Genomic DNA, 17,090 nt, shown 5'->3' with positions numbered 1-17,090 from the left:
TCTACAGGCTAGCCCCTGGCGAGCGAAGCCGACAGCGAGGCGCAGCGGCTTGCCGGTCGACTGGCAGGGAGCCCGGCGGCCTTTCTACACTTGCCCCAGGCGCCTCGAGAGGCGAGGTGCTGCGCCCGTTTGCGTTCGGCCACGTCAAGGGAGTGACTTCTTGCGCAGTCTACCGGCAACCCTTCCCATCCTTTTCGTCTGTGAAATCAGCTTCCTGCTCGGCCACGGCCTGATCATGACCCTGCTCGGCGTGCGCATGTCGATCGAGGGCTTCCCCTCGCATATGGCGGGCCTGCTGATGTCAAGCTTCTCGCTCGGCTTCGTGCTGGGCAGCTACCTGCTGGAGAAACGCATTCGCGGCGTCGGGCATATCCGCGTATTCGCCGCCTGCGCCGGGATCCTTGCCGTCACCGCCATGCTCCACGGCCTGTGGGTCAACCCCTGGGCCTGGCTGGCCTGGCGCCTGCTCGGCGGGGTGGCCACGGCGGGTATGCTGATGGTGATGGAGTCGTGGGTCTCGGGCGAGTCGACCAACGAGAATCGCGGCCGGGTGCTGGCGATCTACATGATCATCTCGACCCTGTCGCTGGCCGGCGGGCAGTGGATGCTCAACCTGGCCGATCCGGCCGGCCCGGCGCTGTTCTCCATCGTTGGCATGCTGTTTGCCCTGGCGCTGGTGCCGCTGTCGATCGTGCGCATCCACGGCCCGCGCCAGACCCACGACATCCAGCCGCAGAAGATCCGTCTGAAGACCCTGTTCGAGCGCGCCCCGGTAGGGCTGGTGGGGGCTTTTACCGCCGGCCTGATGGTGCAGTCCTTCTTCGCCATGACGCCTTTCTATGGCCAGGAGATCGGTCTGACCACCGGTGAGACGGCGCGCTTCATGGCCATCACCACCATGGTGGCGCTGTTCGCCCAGTGGGGGCTGGGGCGGCTCTCCGACTATATCGACCGGCGCAAGGTGATCCTCGGCATGGCCGTGGTGATGACCATTTCAGGCGCCCTGGTGTCGATGCTGGTGCACATCGATTTCTGGCTGCTGGTGGTGGTGGCCTGTTTCCATACCGCCATGCTGCACACCCTCTACGCCTTGAGCCTGGCGCATACCAACGACTGGCTGGCGCCGGGCGAGATCGTTGCGGCCAACGCCAAGCTGATGATCTGGTACGGCATCGGCTCGATCATCGGGCCGTTCTCGGCGTCGCTGGTGATGCAGGCGATCGGCCCCGATGGGCTGTGGCTGTTCCTCGGCGCGGCCTCGCTGGCGCTGGCGCTGTTCGTGGCGCTGCGCCTGCGTCGACGTGCCGGCGAGCCGATCGAGGCGGTCGAGCAGGAGCCCTTCGTGGCGGTGCCTACGCTTGAAACGCCGCACTTTACCGAGCTCGACCCGCGCCTGGAGCCGACCCAGCTGGAGTTTCATTTCGACGAAGCGCCGTCGTCGGCACAGCCGGGGGCTGCCTGAGGACGGTGAATGGGCCATGATGAGGCAAGCCTGATAGGGAGACGCCGATGCGATACCTGCCCCCCTTGCCCCGCACGCTGCTGCTACTGGCCAGCCTTGCCGCGGCCCTGCCGGCAGCGGCCGATACGTGCCCGGCACCCGGCCAGTGGTACCAGCCCGGCGGCGAGCGCCTCGACTCGGCGGCGCTGTTCACCGAGCTGGCCCGGCGCGACGTGGTGCTGCTCGGCGAGCAGCACGACCGCATGGATCACCACCGCTGGCAGCTCCACGTGCTGGCCGGGCTGCATGCGCGCAACCCGGACATGGCGATTGGCCTGGAGATGCTGCCCCGTGAGGCGCAGCCGGCGCTGGATGCCTGGGTGGCCGGTGAGCTCGACGAGGCGGCCTTCCTCCAGGCCAGTCAGTGGGCTACCGCCTGGGGCTTCGACCCGCAGCTCTACCTGCCGATCCTGCACTTCGCGCGTCTGCACCGGGTGCCGCTTAAGGCCATCAATGTCACCCCCGAGCTGCGCGGCCGGCTGGCCGTCGAGGGTTGGGAGGGCGTACCGGAAGGCGAGCGCTTCGGCATCACTGCACCGGCGGAGGCGCTGCCCGCCTACCGCGAGCGCCTGGCCGTGGTGCACGCCCAGCACCCCTCGCGCGGGGACGAGGAGGAGAGCCTCGAGCGCTTCGTCGCTGCCCAGCTGGTGTGGGACCGTGCCATGGCCGCCGGGCTGGCCGAGGCGTTGGGCGAGGCCGGGCTGGTGGTGGGGCTGATCGGGCAGGGCCATCTGCAGTTCGAGCATGGCGTGCCGCACCAGCTGGCGGACCTGGGCGTGAGCGAGTCCGCTACCCTGCTGCCCTGGACGGTGAACGGCGAGGGCTGCGCGCCGCCTCCGGCGGGCCTGGCGCGGGCCGTGTTCGCCCTGGTCGAAGAGAGCCCGGACCAGGCGCTGCCGCCGATGCAGCTGGGGGTGTATGTCATCCCTCACGACCAGGGGATCGAGATCCACGGCGTACTGGCGGGCTCGGTGGCCGAGCGCGCTGGCCTGATGGCGGGCGACGTGGTCCTGCTGGCGGCCGGCGAGGCGCTGGCCAGACCCGCCGACCTCACCGCCCTGGTGCGGCGCCAGCCGGCCGGCACCCTGCTGCCGCTGCTGGTCAGGCGTGACGGCGGCGAGCGGGAAATCCTCGCGCGCTTCCCGGCACGCAGCGAGAGCCCTTGAGATGGCCGGGCGCGCGTGGCGCTGCCTCCGCCTGGCCGGGCTGCTCGTCCTGCTGGCGCTGCCGGGGCTGGCGGCGCAGGCCGATCCATCGCTGCCCAAGGTCGAGCTGGCGCTCTACCTCGACCCCGCCAAAGGTCGGCTCGAAGGTCGCATGACCATTACCCCACCGCCGAGCTCGCGCCACTTCTCGCTGCTGCCCGGCCTCGAGCTGCTGGGCGCGCGCTCCGGGAACCAGGCGCTGCCGGTGCGCGCCGCCGGCGATGGGCGCCATCGCCTGATCCGGGCGGCCGCGGGTGAGTCGCTGACCCTGCACTGGCAGGGGCGCCTTGACCGGGAGAGCGGCATGGTCTCCCCGCAGGGTAGCTTGCTGCCGGCCCACGGCGGCTGGTATCCGCGCTTCGACGAGCTGGGCCCCTTCTCGCTGGGACTGCAGATCCTGGTTCCGCCGGGTCAGCGGGCGGTGGGCACCGGCTCGCTGGTCGGCGAGCCCCAGGCCGAAGCGACAGGCTATACGGTGCGCCACGTGCATCCGCGCACCGAATGGATCGAAGTGGCGACGGGACCCTGGCAGGAGCGCCGGCGTGAGGTGGACGGGGTGCAGCTGCGCACGCTGTTTCCCGACGCGCTCGATGAGCGCCACGCCGAGACCTACCTCGACCACGCCGCCGACTACCTGCCGCGCTTCGCCCGGCGGGTCGGTCCCTATCCCTTCGACAGCTTCACCATCGCCGCCTCGCCGGCCCCGGTGGGGCTGGCGTTTCCCGGCTTCACCCTGCTCGGCGAGCAGGTCATACCGCTGCCGTTCATCCCGCGCACCTCGCTGGCCCACGAACTGATGCACGCCTGGTGGGGCGCCGGGGTGCTGGTCGACTACTCGGGTCGCCAGCGTGACGCTGGCCAGAGCGGGGCCGGCGGCAACTGGTCCGAGGCGCTGACCACCTACCTGGCCGACTACGCCCTCGACGAGGCCCGCGGCGAAGCGCGCGACACCCGACGGCGCTGGCTGAACGACCTCGCCGCGCTGCCCGACGGCTTCGACCGGCGTCCGATCGACTTTCGCGCCCAGCGCGACCCGGCGCTGCGGCTGCTCGGCTACCAGCACGGTGCCATGCTGCTGCACATGCTGCGTCAGCGCATTGGCGACGACGCCTTCGATGCCGGGCTGCGCCGCTTCGCCGAGGCCTACATGCACCATCCGGCCGGCTGGGAGGACCTTGCTGCGGCGCTCGGCGAGGCTGCCGAGACGCCGCTCGAGGAGATCGTCGCGGCCTGGACCCAGCGCCCCGGGCGACCGGTACTGGCCGTCCAGGCTGAGCGGCGGGCAACTGACGCTGGCTGGCGGCTGTCCGGCACGCTGCGTCAGTCCGGCGGTGCGGCGCCCTGGCCGCTGCTGGTGCCGCTGGTGGTCACCACCGCGGGCGGCGAGCACCGCGAGAGGCTGGCCTTCGAGGGCGAGGCGGCCACCTTCGAGCTGGTGCTGGACGATGAGCCCCTGGCACTGGACGTGGACCCCGACTTCGATGTGCTTCGCGCGCTGTCGCCTGCGCCGGCCATCCTGCGCCGGGCAGCGCTCGACCCCGCGAGCCGTCTGCTGGCGCTGGAACCCTCGCTGGCGCCGCTGGCCGAACAGGCCTTCGCCCGCCCGCTGGCGAGCCACGGTGACGCCCACGTTGAAGCGTCGTCGCCGTTGGTGGTGATCGGCGAGACTCGCGCGGTCGGCGAGTGGCTCACGGCGCAAGGGCTGGGCGATGCCGCCGAGGCGCTTGCAGCGGCGGGTCGGGCGCGGGCCTTGGCCCTGCGCGATGGCACGCTGGTGGCGCTGAGCGGCGACGAGCATGACGCCCTTGCGCAGCTGGCCGGCGGCCTGCGTCACCACCTGGGCGCCAGCCAGGTGGTGCTGACCGCCGAGGCGGGGCTGGAGAGCAGCACCCGGCCGCCGGAGGAGCCGACGCTGCGGGTCGATTTCACCCGCTGAGCGGGTGGGCGCTGCGGCGGCGATGCGCTATCGTACCCGGAGCGCCGGCGTGGCCGGCAGCGCAACATTCGCCCTGCGAGGCAGGGGCAGCGATTTCTGGAGGACGTCTTGGCCATTTCCCGTTTTGCCGATCTGCTTGACGAGGCGCGGCGCCAGCCCGAGCCGCAGCGGCTGCTGTTCGTTTTCACCCGCGCCGAGCTGCCGGAAAATCCCACCGAGGCGCAGCGGCAGCGTTTCGAGCAGGGCGAGGGCGGCGTGCTGACGCCGGTGCTGTGCGTCGACAAGGTGCCCGAGGAACTTAGCGACATGGCGGCGCTGGTGGAGGAGTCGCGGCGCACCGACATCGAGTGGGATATCGTCTTCGTGGCGGCTCTCTCGGGGCATGGCGGCCAGACGCCCGATGAGAACGAGACGGAGCGTCAGCTGCAGCGCATGGTCGAATCGCTGCAGATGGGCAACATCACCAACTTCCTGGCGTTGGACCGCCAGGGCGAGGCGGTGTCCTTCCAATGAGAAGGTGGCAGCCATAGGCAAGGGTTATCAAAACCATGGCTGCTTTCAATTTTCGCCTATCGACGAAGGTGGATAGGATAGGCGTCGTTATCTGGATCAACACTCATTCGACATGGAGCATTACTGAATGTCCCTGATCAACACCGAAGTCCAGCCGTTCAAGGCCACTGCGTTCCATAACGGCGAGTTCGTCGAAGTTTCCAACGAAGACATGAAGGGCCAGTGGTCCGTGGTGATCTTCATGCCGGCCGCGTTCACCTTCAACTGTCCGACCGAAGTCGAGGACGCCGCTGACCATTACGAAGAGTTCAAGAAGGCCGGTGCCGAAGTCTATATCGTCACCACCGACACCCACTTCTCGCACAAGGTGTGGCACGAGACCTCACCGGCAGTGGGTAAGGCCAAGTTCCCGCTGGTCGGCGACCCGACCCACCAGCTGACCCGTGCCTTCGGTGTGCACATCGAGGAAGCCGGTCTGGCCCTGCGCGGCACCTTCGTGATCGACCCGGACGGCGTGATCAAGACCCTGGAGATCCATGACAACGCCATCGCCCGCGACGTCACCGAGACCCTGCGCAAGCTGAAGGCCGCCCAGTACGTCCGCAACAACCCGAACGAAGTCTGCCCTGCCAAGTGGAAGGAAGGCGAACAGACCCTCGCGCCTTCCCTGGACCTGGTCGGCAAGATCTAAGCGATCCTGCGACCCACGAGGCTACCCCCTGACCTCGTGCGAGTCCCCGCCCGGGCAGCTCCTGCCCGGGCCCTCTTTCGAAATGTGCAAGCGCTGCCTGTGCGGACTTCGCGCCGAGGCGGTCGCTTGCCATCGTTCTTGCCAGACATGAAAGGAACCCGCCGTCATGTTGGACGACAATCTGAAAAATCAGCTCAAAGCTTACCTGCAGAAGGTCACGCAGCCGTTCGAGATCGTCGCATCCCTCGATGACGGCGCGAAATCCAAGGAACTTCACGGCCTGCTGAAGGACATCGCCAGCCTCAGCGAGCGGATCACCCTGCGCCTGGATGGCGAGGATGCGCGCAAGCCCTCGTTCGCGCTCAATCGCCCCGGTGAGGAGACCGGCGTGGTCTTCGCCGGCATCCCCATGGGCCACGAGTTCACCTCGCTGGTGCTGGCGCTGCTGCAGGTCGGCGGCCACCCGCCCAAGGTCAGCGACGATACCCTGTCGCAAATCAAGGCGCTCGACGGGGAGTTCCATTTCGAGACCTACTACTCGCTGTCGTGCCAGAACTGCCCCGACGTGGTGCAGGCGCTCAACCTGATGGCCATCTTCAACCCGGGCGTGCGCCACGTCGCCATCGACGGCGCGCTGTTCCAGGATGAGGTGGAAGCGCGCCAGATCATGTCGGTGCCGAGCATCTACCTCAATGGCGAGCCCTTCGACCAGGGGCGCATGAGCCTGGAGCAGATCCTGGCCAAGGTCGACACCGGCGCTGCCCAGCGCGAGGCGGCCAAGCTCAACGAGAAGGACCCGTTCGACGTGCTGGTGGTGGGCGGCGGCCCGGCCGGCGCTGCGGCGGCCATCTACGCCGCGCGCAAGGGCATCCGCACCGGCGTGGCGGCCGAGCGCTTCGGCGGCCAGGTGCTCGATACCATGGCAATCGAGAACTTTATCTCGGTGCCCTACACCGAAGGCCCCAAGCTGGCCGCGGCGCTCGAGCAGCACGTCACGGAATATGAAGCCGACATCATGAACCTGCAGCGCGCCGTGAAGCTGATTCCGGCCGCCGACCAGGGCGGCGAGCACGAGGTGGAGTTCGAATCCGGCGCGCGCCTAAAGAGCAAGACGCTGATTCTCTCTACCGGCGCCCGCTGGCGCGAGATGAACGTGCCCGGCGAAGCCGAGTACCGCAACAAGGGCGTGGCCTACTGCCCCCACTGCGACGGCCCGCTGTTCAAGGGCAAGCGCGTGGCGGTGATCGGCGGCGGCAACTCCGGCGTCGAGGCGGCCATCGACCTGGCCGGCATCGTCGGCCACGTGACGCTGATCGAGTTCATGGACGAGATGCGCGCCGACGCCGTGCTGCAGAAGAAGTTGCGCAGCCTGTCCAACGTCGAGATCATCCTCGGCGCCCGCACCACCGAGGTGAACGGCGACGGCACCCGGGTCAACGGTTTGAGCTACGAAGAGCGGGCCAGCGGCGAGATCAAGCGGCTCGAGCTGGAAGGCATCTTCGTGCAGATCGGCCTGGTGCCCAACACCGAGTGGCTGACCGACTCTTCCATCGAGCTGTCGGAGCGTGGCGAGATTGTCACCGACGCGCGCGGCATGACTTCGGTGCCCGGTATCTTCGCCGCCGGCGACGTCACCACCGTGCCCTACAAGCAGATCATCATCGCCATGGGCGAAGGCTCGAAGGCGGCGCTGGGCGCGTTCGACTACCTTATCCGCAGCTGATACTTGGCCGGCGTTGCCCGGCCTGGTACCCGACGCCCCGGCAGGCTTCCTGCCGGGGCGTCGGCGTGTGGGTCGTCGGGCAGCCTGCACCATGCCGGGGAAGGGTGGCGCGCACTGCACTCCGGCGGGGCATGGGGCTTGGCACGCCCGCTGAGCGTTTTGCTCAATTCTTCGCGTTTCGGCAAGATTTCTTATCGAATTACGTTGAAAAAGTGTGTGGCACTGCCATCTCGCCCTAGTGGAACGAACTTTGCTAGTGTCTGGACGTACGCAGGAAAAGCGGCACGGACTCCTGCATGACCCCACAAGTCACAATAAACACTCGTCAACGAGGGAAAACCTGATGCTGAAGAAGAACAATGTTGTCCTGCTGGCTGCTACCGGTGCGCTGTTGCTGGGCGCCGCCACGACCGCCCAGGCCTCTACGCTCGACGAAACCCGCAATCGCGGCGCGGTGCAGTGCGGTGTCAGCGACGGCCTGCCGGGCTTCTCCGCGCCCGATGATCAGGGCGAATGGCAGGGGCTGGACGTCGACGTCTGCCGTGCCGTGGCCGCAGCGGTATTCGGCGATGCCGAGGCCGTACGCTACATCTCGTTGAACGCGGTAGAGCGCTTCACCGCGCTGCAGTCCGGCGAGGTCGACGTGCTGTCGCGCAATACCACCTGGACCACCACGCGTGACACCACCCTGGGCCTGAACTTCACCGGCGTGACCTTCTACGACGGCATCGGCTTCATGATCAACCGCGATCTCGGCGTCTCCAGCGCCAAGGATCTCGACGGTGCGGCGATCTGCGTACAGTCCGGCACCACCACCGAACTCAACGTGGCCGACTACTTCCGCGCCAACGGCATGACGTTCGACCCCATCGTCTTCGACACCTCCGAGCAGACTGTGGGCGGCTACGAGGCCGGTCGCTGCGACGTGCTGACCTCCGATACCTCCCAGCTGGCGGCGCTGCGCATTCAGCTCTCCGATCCGGATCAGTCCGTGATCCTGCCGGAAGTCATCTCCAAGGAGCCGCTGGGCCCGGTGGTACGCCAGGGCGACGACCAGTGGTTCAACATCGTCAAGTGGTCGCTGTTCGCCATGCTCAACGCCGAGGAGATGGGCATCACCCAGGACAACGTCGACGAGATGCTCGAGTCTGATGACCCGGACATCGCCCGCCTGCTGGGACGTGACGGCAACTACGGCGAAGGTATGGGCCTCTCCGCCGACTGGGCCTACAACATCATCAGCCAGGTCGGTAACTACGGCGAGAGCTTCGAGCGCAACGTCGGCATGGGGTCGCCGCTTGAAATCGAACGCGGCATCAACGCCCTGTGGACCGAAGGCGGCATTCAGTACGCTCCGCCGATCCGCTGAGCCTACCGCCAGGGCGCCACGTCGGCGCCCTGAACCGTTAGTGCCCCGGCCCGGCAACCCCGGGCCGGGTGCCTGATCACCTGCTTGACGGATCCAGGCGGAGAGCTTGTCCATGTCCGTTCGACCCAAGGCCCACTCCATCGGCCCCAAGCCGCCGTTCTGGCGTGATCGTGCCAAACGTGCGCTGATTTTCCAGGTGTTGCTGATCCTCGCGGTGGCCGCCTTCCTGGTGTACATCATCGGCAACACCCAGGCCAACCTGGCCGCCCGAGGCATCACCACCGGCTTCGGCTTCTTGAATAATACTGCTGGCTTCGGCATCGTCCAGAGCCTAATCGACTACTCGTCGCAGAGCACCTACGGGCGTACCTTCGTGGTGGGCCTGCTCAACACGCTGCTTGTCTCCGCTCTCGGCGTGGTGGCCGCCACCGTTATCGGCTTCACCGTGGGCATCGCCCGGCTCTCGCCCAACTGGCTGATCGCCCGGCTGGCCAGCGGCTACATCGAGATCTTCCGCAACATACCGCTGCTGCTGCAGATCTTCTTCTGGTACTTCGCCGTGCTGCGCACCCTGCCATCGGCACGCGACAGCTACTCGCTGGGCGAGGTGATCTTCCTCAACGTGCGCGGGCTCTACCTGCCCGAGCCGCTATTCGAGTCGGGTTTCGGCATGATCCCGCTGGCCTTGGGGGTGGCCGTGGTCGCCAGCATCGTGCTGACGATCTGGAACAAGCGGCGCCATGAAGCCACCGGCAAGCGGCTGCCGGCCGGCTGGATCTCGCTGGGCCTGATCCTGGGCCTGCCGCTGCTGGTGCTGCTGGCCACCGGGGTGCCGATCACCTGGGACGTGCCGGAGCTGCGTGGCTTCAACTTCCGCGGCGGGATCACCGTCATCCCCGAGTTCCTGGCGCTATGGCTGGCGCTGTCGATTTACACGGCGTCGTTCATCGCCGAGATCGTGCGCTCAGGCATCCAGGCCATTCCCCATGGGCAGACCGAGGCGGCCCAGGCGCTGAGCCTGCCCCAAGGTCTGGTACTGCGGCTGGTGGTGATTCCCCAGGCGCTGCGCGTGATCATCCCGCCGCTGACCAGCCAGTACCTCAACCTGATCAAGAACTCCTCGCTGGCCACGGCCATCGGCTATCCCGACCTGGTCTCGGTGTTCGCCGGCACCACGCTCAACCAGACCGGGCAGGCGATCGAGGTGATCGCCATGACCATGGCGGTCTACCTGACCATCAGCCTGCTGGTGTCGATGTTCATGAACTGGTTCAACGCCCGCGTGGCGCTGGTGGAACGCTAGGAGAAGCGCCATGACAATCCAACCCAAGATGATCGAGGCGCGCCCGGCACCGAAGAACACGGTGGGGCCGCTGGCCTGGCTGCGGGCCAACCTGTTCAGCGGGCCGATCAACACGGTCTTCACCCTGCTGGGGCTCTACCTGCTGTATGTGCTGCTGACCCCGACGATCCAGTGGGCCTTCATCAACGCCGACTGGGTGGGCACCAGCCGCGACGACTGCTCGCGGGAGGGGGCCTGCTGGGTGTTCGTCAACGCCCGCCTGACCCAGTTCATCTACGGACTCTACCCGCGCACCGAGCTGTGGCGCGTCGACACCGTATTCGCGTCCTTCGCGGTGCTGATCGCCTGGCTGGCCATCCCCCGGCTGCCCTTCAAGCGCTGGGTGGCCATCGCCACGCTGCTGGTGTTCCCGGTGTTCGCCTACGTCATGCTCTACGGCGGCTATTTCGGCCTGCGGGTGGTGGAAACTCACCGCTGGGGCGGGCTGATGCTGACCCTGATCCTGGCGGTGGTGGGCATGGTGGCGGCACTGCCGCTGGGTATCCTGCTGGCCCTGGGGAGGCGCTCGCAGATGCCCATCGTCAAGAGCTTCTGCGTGGTGTTCATCGAGTTCTGGCGCGGCGTACCGCTGATCACGATCCTGTTCATGGCCTCGGTCATGCTGCCGCTGTTCCTGCCGACCGGGGTGAGCGTCGACCGCCTGGTGCGGGCGCTGATCGGCATCACGCTGTTCCAGAGCGCCTACATGGCCGAGGTCATACGCGGTGGCCTGCAGGCGATCCCGAAGGGCCAGGAGGAGGCTGCCGCGGCACTCGGCATGAGCTACTGGATGCGTATGGGGCTGATCGTGATGCCCCAGGCCCTGAAGATGATGATCCCCGGCATCGTCAACACCTTCATCTCGCTGTTCAAGGACACCACCCTGGTGATGATCATCGGGCTATTCGACCTGCTGGGCATCGTGCAGGCTGCGCTGTCGGATTCGCGCTGGCTCGGGTTCGCCCTGGAAGGCTATGTCTTCGCCGCGTTCATGTTCTGGATCTTTTGCTTCAGCATGTCGCGCTATAGCCAGTATCTGGAGAAGAAACTGAACACCGGCCACAAGCGGTAGCCAGCGGCGCCAACCGAATCGAGGAAAGACGACAATGAATGACCAGGCAACCCAAGCCAAGGCCGGCACCGAGACCCTGATGGTCGAGATGCGCGGCGTCAACAAGTGGTACGGTGAGTTCCACGTGCTGCGCGACATCGACCTGGAAGTGCGGCGCGGCGAGCGGATCGTGATCTGCGGCCCGTCGGGCTCCGGCAAGTCGACGCTGATCCGCTGCATCAACCATCTCGAGGAGCATCAACAGGGGCAGATCGTGGTCGGCGGCATACCGCTGACCCAGGACGTCAAGCGCATCGAGCAGATCCGCCGCAGCGTGGGCATGGTGTTCCAGCACTTCAACCTTTTCCCGCACCTGACGGTGTTGGAAAACTGCTGCCTGGCGCCGATGTGGGTGCAGAAGAAGCCGCGCCGCGAGGCCGAGGCCCAGGCCATGAAGTACCTGGAGCGGGTGCGCATCGCCGAACAGGCGCGCAAGTATCCGGGGCAGCTCTCCGGCGGCCAGCAGCAGCGGGTGGCCATTGCCCGCTCGCTGTGCATGCATCCTGAGGTGATGCTGTTCGACGAGCCGACCTCGGCGCTGGACCCCGAGATGATCAAGGAGGTGCTCGACGTCATGATCGAGCTGGCCCGCGAGGGGATGACCATGCTCTGCGTGACCCACGAGATGGGCTTCGCCAAGACCGTGGCCGACCGGGTGATCTTCATGGACCAGGGCCAGATCATCGAGGAGAACGCGCCGGAACCCTTCTTCAACAACCCACAGTCCGAGCGCACCCAGCTCTTCCTGAGCCAGATCCTCGGTCATTGAGCGATGCCGTCAGCGCCCGCCTCCTCGCGTTAGCGAAGCGGCGGGCAGCGGGGGATGGTCGGGAGACGGGTGAGGGCGCTGCGCGTTCAAGCCGAACTGTTTTGAGGGCGCAGCGGCTTTGCCGGGCGCATGACTCGCGCCTTGCCCAGCACGCTGGGTTCCGTTTCCACTTCGCGCGCTGTGCTGGTCCAGGCGTCCTCTTCACTGTGAACGGCGGGGCGCCGTTCGAAGGAGCGCGTGATCATCTCTTCAGGTGTGAAGCCCGCGCGTTGCTCGGGGCGTTCTCGGGGAGAAAGGCAGAACTCGACAAGTGCGTAGAGGCACATGGCCAGCGCCAGCCAAACGGCCAACGACAAGGCGGCGCTTGGCCAGGCGGTGGCCCAGCCGCTGCCGCCCAGCCAGGGCGACCGGGGAAGCCCCCAGGAAGCGGCAGCCGCCAGCAGGCCGAGCTGTAACGCCAGATGAACGGCCCGTCGTACGCCGGGTGAACGCTGGGACATCAGGAATCGTGGCATCGTCAATCCTCCCTGAACACAGCAGAAGCTGGAATGCGCTTGCCTCCATGGCAAAAGTGTTCGTCAGTACCTGCTGAATAGTAACGTATTTTCATTCGCTGCACAGTGCCTATCGCTGCCAGGCGCCTGACGAGATTCCTGCCGTGCTGAGCGGTTACAGCGCGGTGATGCTTGCCGGCAACAGCGGTTCACGGGCACGATGCTGGGTCAGCAGCCGGCCCTCCAGGGCGGTCAGCAGTATCTGCAGGGGGTCGCCGTGACTCACCAGCAGGATGGTCTCGCCATGCAGCGCGTTTTCCAGCGAAGCGATGACTCCCTGCATGCGGGCCGCCACGCTGGCGACGCTCTCCACGCCATAGGCGCCGTGTTCGGCGCTGTCGGCGTCATGGGCCCAGACGCGTGGATAGTTGTCGTCGGCCTGGCCCTCTAGTTCACCGAAGTGGCGTTCGCGTAACCTGGGCTCGGGCTGCAAGGCGAGCTGGAAGCCATCGGCGATGCGTGCTGCGGTCTCGGTGGTGCGCAGGAAATCGGAGTGGAGGATGCGGGTGGGCGTGGGCCAGCGCCAGTTGTCGAGCAGGGCGTCGAGCTGCCCGTGACCCAGGGGCGAAAGCCCGAAGCCCGCCAAGCCGTTGGCCGGCGTGCTGATGATGAGGTGCCGGGCATTGGCCTCGCTGTGGCCGTGCCGCATCAGCAGATAGCGATTGTGGTACACCGGGGCGGTGTGAATGGGGTTTGACATGCTCTCGCCCTACTACCTAGAGTGAGCTTTAGTTTCGTTTGTGAGCATCGATACGACAAGGAGTTCGTATTCGATCGTTTCTACAGCGTTCTCGATAGATGGCCGCCTGTCCTGGGCCCAGCAATACCCTATAAAACAACAACGTAAGTGAGAGACGCCATGACCGTGCACACCTGCTCCTCCGCTTTCCGCCCGTGCTCCAAAAACCCGCTTTCCACCCTGGCCTTTGCTACCCTGCTGCCGCTGGCCCTGGCGTTGCCTGCGCTGGCCCAGGCCGACTGCCCGCGGGGGGACCTGGATACGCTCTACTGCGACGAGGATGGCGACATGGTCGCCGACCGCCCTGCCGACGAGTCCCAGTGGGCCAACCCCAACACCCTGATCTTCGCCTATACCCCGGTCGAGGATCCGGCGATCTACTCCGATATCTGGCAGCCGTTCATCGACCACCTTGAAGAGGTGACCGGCCGCAACGTGCGCTTCTTTGCCGTGCAGTCCAACTCGGCCCAGGTCGAGGCCATGCGCAGCGGCAGGCTGCACATTGCGGGTTTCTCCACCGGGCCGACGCCGTTCGCCGTCAACCTGGCGGGCGCCGTGCCGTTTGCGCTGATGGGCTCCGACGACGGCCAGTTCGGTTACACCCTGCAGGTCTTCACCCACGTCGACTCCGACATTGAAGAGATGGACGACCTGCGCGGCAAGCGCGTCGCCCACACCTCGCCCACCTCCAATTCGGGCAACCTGGCGCCGCGGGCGCTGTTCCCGGAGCTTGGCATCGTGCCCGATGAAGACTACGAGGTGGTCTACTCCGGCAGCCATGACCAGTCGATGCTGGGCGTGGTGGCACGCGACTACGACGCTGCGCCGGTGGCCTCCGAGGTGGTTGAGCGCATGGCTGCCCGCGGCCTCTACGACGAGGAGGAGGTGCGCTTGATCTATGAGTCGGACCGCTTCCCCACGACCTCCTACAACTATGCCCACAACCTGCATCCGGATCTGGTCGAGAAGATCGAGGAGGCCTTCTTCAGCTTCGACTTTGCGGGCACGGCGCTGGGCGAGGAGTTCGAGGGCGTCGAGAAGTTCATTCCCATCAACTACCAGGAACACTGGGAAGTCATCCGCACCATCCAGGCCGCCAACAACGTGCGCTACACCCGCGAGGACCTGGAGCAGGAATAACCTGGCGAATCCGCCGGCGCCCCCGGCCACGCCGGGGGCGCTCCTGTCTCGTGCTGAGTGAGGTGGAGGGATGCTCGAAATTTCGAAGCTGGTCAAGCGCTACGGCCGGGATGAGCCGGTGCTGAAGGAGCTGAACCTGGTGGTGGAAGGCAGCAGCGTGGTCTCCATCGTCGGTGCCTCGGGGGCCGGCAAGAGCACCATGCTGCGCTGTATCAACCGCCTGGTGGAGCCGACCTCGGGCTCGATCAAGCTCAATGGCATCGAACTGGTCAACCTGAAAGGGCGCGAGTTGCGCCGCGCCCGGCGCAAGATCGGCATGGTCTTCCAGGGCTTCAACCTGATCGACCGGCTGACGGTGATGGAAAACGTGCTGGCCGGAAGGCTCGGCTACGTCAACCTATACCAGGCGATCACCCGGCGCTATCCGCAGGCCGACATCGAGCGCGCCTTCTCCCTGATGGAGCGGGTGGGCATTGCCCACTATGCCAACAAGCGTGCCGATGCGCTCTCTGGCGGCGAGCGCCAGCGCGTCGGCGTGGTGCGAGCGCTGATGCAGGAGCCGGAGATCCTGCTCGCCGACGAGCCCACGGCGTCGCTCGATCCGCGCACTTCCGAGCAGATCATGAAGCTGCTGCAGAGCCTGGCCAGCGAGCTGTCGCTGCCGGTGTTGATCAATATCCACAACGTGGCCCAGGCCAAGACCTACACCGAACGCATTGTCGGGCTGCGCCACGGCCGGATGATCTTCGACGGGACGCCGGCGGAATTCGACAAGCAGGCGCTCGACGCCATCTATGGCGGTATCGAGGCGGCTGACGACGAGATCGGCGTGGAGCCGGGGCAGGAAGCGCGTGGGGTAGCCCATGACTCGACCTGACACTCCCGGCAGCGTTCCGGTGCCCCGGACCTGGCGCAAGCCGCCCTTCATTGCCAACCCGGTGCTGCGCTACGGGCTGTGGATCCTGGTCATCGCCTATCTGGTGTGGGCCTTCGGCTCGCTGCCGTTCAACTGGGCGCGCATCAGCGAGGGCCTGCCGCGCGCCGCACGTATCTTCGGCGGTGGCTTTCCGCCCAGCTTCGAGCGCTGGGGGCTGCTCTTCACCGGTTTCAAGGAGAGCTTCCAGATCGCCATCCTGGCCACCCTGCTGGGAGTGGCGCTGTCGATCCCCTTCGCCGTGATGGCGGCCAAGAACGTCGCGCCCAAGCCCATCTATCTGCTCGGGCGGGCGGTGATCATCGTCTCGCGCAGCTTCCACCCAGTGATTGTCGCCATCCTGTTCGTCGCGGCGGTGGGCTTCGGCCCGCTGGCCGGCATCCTCACCCTGACGCTCTATTCGATCGGCTTCGTCGGCAAGCTGCTGGCGGAGGAGATCGAGGAGATCGACTGGGGGCAGGTCGAGGCGATGAAGGCGGCCGGGGCCGGCTACCTGGCCACGCTGTTCTACGCCGTCTTTCCGCAGATCCTGCCGCGCCAGGTAGGGCTCTCGATGTACCAGCTCGACAGCAACCTGCGCGCCTCGGCGGTGGTGGGCATCGTGGGCGCCGGCGGCATCGGCGGCACGCTGATGAACGCCTTCGGCCGCTACGACTACGATTTCGCCTTCGCCATCCTGTTGATCATCATCGCGGTGATCCTGATCAGCGAAGGCATCAGCGGCTGGGTGAGGAAGAAGATATGGTAGACCAAGCCAGCCTGATCGCCGGCCGCGTCTGGCAGCGCTACGACCGCAAGCAGCGCCTGATCCGCTTCGCCGTGCTGCTGTTCAGCGTGATGGTGGTGTACTGGGCGGTCAGCGACATCGATATCTTCTGGCCCTGGGTGTGGGATGCGCCCAACCAGATCTCGAGCCTGGGCGCACGCATGTGGCCCCCCGACCCCACTGGGCTGGCGCGTATCACCAATGCGCTGATCGAGACGGTGCACATCGCGACGCTCGCCACGCTGCTGACGATCTTCATCGCCCTGCCGGTTTCCTACATCGCCGCGCAGAACACCACCCCCAACCGCGCCTGCCTGTGGCTGGGGCGCTTTATCCTGGTCGCCAGCCGCTCGGTCAATACCATCATCTGGGCGCTGCTGTTCGTGGCGATCTTCGGTCCCGGCGTGCTGGCCGGGATACTTGCCATCATGTTCCGCTCCATCGGTTTCATCGGCAAGCTGATGGGCGAGGCGATCGAGGAGATCGACCGCCGCCCGGTGGAAGCCATGGAGGCCACCGGTGCCTCCAAGGCCAAGGTGATCGCCTACGCTATCGTGCCTCAGGTGATGCCGGCCTTCTTCGCCATCGTCATCCTGCGCTGGGACATCAACATCCGCGAGTCGACGGTGCTCGGCCTGGTCGGCGCCGGCGGCATCGGGGTGATCCTGCAAGGGGCGATTGACACCTTCGCCTGGCCTACCGTGGCCACCATCCTGATCGCCATCGTTGTGCTGGTGCTGATCGGCGAGGCGCTCACCAGCCTGCTGCGCAGCAAGGTGCTTTAGTCGGTTGACCCT

At 66.5% G+C, this 17,090-nt stretch carries 16 protein-coding genes; 14 read left to right on the top strand and 2 right to left on the bottom strand.

Annotated features, from left to right (window positions below):
* Positions 1-160: 160 nt before the first annotated feature.
* The 10 genes from ACT7B3_RS17195 (at position 161) to ACT7B3_RS17150 (ending at position 12,160) form a co-directional block, all read left to right on the top strand.
* Positions 161-1,462 (top strand): MFS transporter, encoded by a 1,302-nt coding sequence (locus tag ACT7B3_RS17195; protein ID WP_444678944.1) that lies wholly within the window; start codon positions 161-163, stop codon positions 1,460-1,462.
* Between the two features lie 47 nt (positions 1,463-1,509).
* The gene (locus ACT7B3_RS17190) at positions 1,510-2,667 is read left to right on the top strand and encodes a ChaN family lipoprotein (protein WP_445158770.1); all 1,158 of its coding nucleotides are present in this window, start codon (positions 1,510-1,512) and stop codon (positions 2,665-2,667) included.
* A gap of 1 nt (position 2,668) precedes the next feature.
* The gene (locus ACT7B3_RS17185; protein ID WP_445158769.1) at positions 2,669-4,642 is read left to right on the top strand and encodes a M1 family metallopeptidase; all 1,974 of its coding nucleotides are present in this window, start codon (positions 2,669-2,671) and stop codon (positions 4,640-4,642) included.
* A gap of 108 nt (positions 4,643-4,750) precedes the next feature.
* Positions 4,751-5,155, top strand: a complete 405-nt coding sequence (locus ACT7B3_RS17180; RefSeq protein WP_444678948.1) for a ribonucleotide reductase subunit alpha — start codon at positions 4,751-4,753, stop codon at positions 5,153-5,155.
* Positions 5,156-5,282: 127 nt separating this feature from the next.
* Positions 5,283-5,846 carry an alkyl hydroperoxide reductase subunit C gene (gene ahpC / locus ACT7B3_RS17175; protein WP_444678949.1) on the top strand — a complete coding sequence of 188 codons (564 nt, stop codon included), beginning with the start codon at positions 5,283-5,285 and terminating at the stop codon, positions 5,844-5,846.
* Positions 5,847-6,012: 166 nt separating this feature from the next.
* Positions 6,013-7,569 (top strand): alkyl hydroperoxide reductase subunit F, encoded by a 1,557-nt coding sequence (ahpF, locus tag ACT7B3_RS17170; protein ID WP_444678950.1) that lies wholly within the window; start codon positions 6,013-6,015, stop codon positions 7,567-7,569.
* A 343-nt stretch (positions 7,570-7,912) separates the two neighbouring features.
* Positions 7,913-8,938, top strand: a complete 1,026-nt coding sequence (locus ACT7B3_RS17165; RefSeq protein ID WP_445158768.1) for an amino acid ABC transporter substrate-binding protein — start codon at positions 7,913-7,915, stop codon at positions 8,936-8,938.
* A gap of 112 nt (positions 8,939-9,050) precedes the next feature.
* Positions 9,051-10,241, top strand: a complete 1,191-nt coding sequence (locus ACT7B3_RS17160) for an amino acid ABC transporter permease (RefSeq protein WP_444678952.1) — start codon at positions 9,051-9,053, stop codon at positions 10,239-10,241.
* A 10-nt stretch (positions 10,242-10,251) separates the two neighbouring features.
* The gene (locus ACT7B3_RS17155; protein WP_445158767.1) at positions 10,252-11,352 is read left to right on the top strand and encodes an amino acid ABC transporter permease; all 1,101 of its coding nucleotides are present in this window, start codon (positions 10,252-10,254) and stop codon (positions 11,350-11,352) included.
* A 79-nt stretch (positions 11,353-11,431) separates the two neighbouring features.
* Positions 11,432-12,160 carry an amino acid ABC transporter ATP-binding protein gene (locus ACT7B3_RS17150; RefSeq protein ID WP_444679421.1) on the top strand — a complete coding sequence of 243 codons (729 nt, stop codon included), beginning with the start codon at positions 11,432-11,434 and terminating at the stop codon, positions 12,158-12,160.
* Between the two features lie 86 nt (positions 12,161-12,246).
* On the opposite strand, the gene ACT7B3_RS17145 is transcribed toward ACT7B3_RS17150, so the two are convergent.
* Together ACT7B3_RS17145 and ACT7B3_RS17140 are read right to left on the bottom strand one after the other, a co-directional pair.
* Positions 12,247-12,675 (bottom strand): hypothetical protein, encoded by a 429-nt coding sequence (locus tag ACT7B3_RS17145; RefSeq protein ID WP_444678953.1) that lies wholly within the window; start codon positions 12,673-12,675, stop codon positions 12,247-12,249.
* A gap of 154 nt (positions 12,676-12,829) precedes the next feature.
* Positions 12,830-13,414 (bottom strand): histidine phosphatase family protein, encoded by a 585-nt coding sequence (locus tag ACT7B3_RS17140; RefSeq protein WP_445158766.1) that lies wholly within the window; start codon positions 13,412-13,414, stop codon positions 12,830-12,832.
* 159 nt (positions 13,415-13,573) lie between these two features.
* Here ACT7B3_RS17140 and phnD point away from each other — a divergent pair, with 159 nt between their 5' ends.
* The 4 genes from phnD to phnE (ACT7B3_RS17120) all read left to right on the top strand — a co-directional run bounded on the left by phnD (position 13,574) and on the right by phnE (ACT7B3_RS17120) (position 17,078).
* The gene (phnD, locus tag ACT7B3_RS17135; protein ID WP_445158765.1) at positions 13,574-14,593 is read left to right on the top strand and encodes a phosphate/phosphite/phosphonate ABC transporter substrate-binding protein; all 1,020 of its coding nucleotides are present in this window, start codon (positions 13,574-13,576) and stop codon (positions 14,591-14,593) included.
* A 70-nt stretch (positions 14,594-14,663) separates the two neighbouring features.
* The gene (gene phnC / locus ACT7B3_RS17130; protein WP_445158764.1) at positions 14,664-15,470 is read left to right on the top strand and encodes a phosphonate ABC transporter ATP-binding protein; all 807 of its coding nucleotides are present in this window, start codon (positions 14,664-14,666) and stop codon (positions 15,468-15,470) included.
* The gene (gene phnE / locus ACT7B3_RS17125) at positions 15,457-16,275 is read left to right on the top strand and encodes a phosphonate ABC transporter, permease protein PhnE (RefSeq protein WP_445158763.1); all 819 of its coding nucleotides are present in this window, start codon (positions 15,457-15,459) and stop codon (positions 16,273-16,275) included. Before phnC ends, phnE (ACT7B3_RS17125) begins: the two co-directional genes overlap by 14 nt.
* On the top strand, positions 16,269-17,078 hold the full coding sequence (phnE, locus tag ACT7B3_RS17120; protein ID WP_445158762.1) for a phosphonate ABC transporter, permease protein PhnE: 810 nt from the start codon (positions 16,269-16,271) through the stop codon (positions 17,076-17,078). The genes phnE (ACT7B3_RS17125) and phnE (ACT7B3_RS17120) overlap by 7 nt, the downstream gene beginning before the upstream one ends.
* The last annotated feature ends 12 nt before the right edge of the window (positions 17,079-17,090 follow it).

It is taken from the genome of Halomonas sp. E14, from assembly GCF_052568415.1.
The sequence above is the reverse complement of the archived record's forward strand: the minus strand, read 5'-3'. Positions and strand labels throughout refer to the sequence as shown.

Coding starts and splice junctions, on each gene's coding strand:
- ACT7B3_RS17190 (WP_445158770.1), top strand. CDS start 1,510: ATGCGATACCTGCCCCCCTTGCCCCGCACGCTGCTGCTACTGGCCAGC.
- ACT7B3_RS17185 (WP_445158769.1), top strand. CDS start 2,669: ATGGCCGGGCGCGCGTGGCGCTGCCTCCGCCTGGCCGGGCTGCTCGTC.
- ahpC (WP_444678949.1), top strand. CDS start 5,283: ATGTCCCTGATCAACACCGAAGTCCAGCCGTTCAAGGCCACTGCGTTC.
- ahpF (WP_444678950.1), top strand. CDS start 6,013: ATGTTGGACGACAATCTGAAAAATCAGCTCAAAGCTTACCTGCAGAAG.
- ACT7B3_RS17165 (WP_445158768.1), top strand. CDS start 7,913: ATGCTGAAGAAGAACAATGTTGTCCTGCTGGCTGCTACCGGTGCGCTG.
- ACT7B3_RS17160 (WP_444678952.1), top strand. CDS start 9,051: ATGTCCGTTCGACCCAAGGCCCACTCCATCGGCCCCAAGCCGCCGTTC.
- ACT7B3_RS17155 (WP_445158767.1), top strand. CDS start 10,252: ATGACAATCCAACCCAAGATGATCGAGGCGCGCCCGGCACCGAAGAAC.
- ACT7B3_RS17150 (WP_444679421.1), top strand. CDS start 11,432: ATGGTCGAGATGCGCGGCGTCAACAAGTGGTACGGTGAGTTCCACGTG.
- ACT7B3_RS17145 (WP_444678953.1), bottom strand. CDS start 12,675: ATGCCACGATTCCTGATGTCCCAGCGTTCACCCGGCGTACGACGGGCC.
- ACT7B3_RS17140 (WP_445158766.1), bottom strand. CDS start 13,414: ATGTCAAACCCCATTCACACCGCCCCGGTGTACCACAATCGCTATCTG.
- phnD (WP_445158765.1), top strand. CDS start 13,574: ATGACCGTGCACACCTGCTCCTCCGCTTTCCGCCCGTGCTCCAAAAAC.
- phnC (WP_445158764.1), top strand. CDS start 14,664: ATGCTCGAAATTTCGAAGCTGGTCAAGCGCTACGGCCGGGATGAGCCG.
- phnE (WP_445158763.1), top strand. CDS start 15,457: ATGACTCGACCTGACACTCCCGGCAGCGTTCCGGTGCCCCGGACCTGG.
- phnE (WP_445158762.1), top strand. CDS start 16,269: ATGGTAGACCAAGCCAGCCTGATCGCCGGCCGCGTCTGGCAGCGCTAC.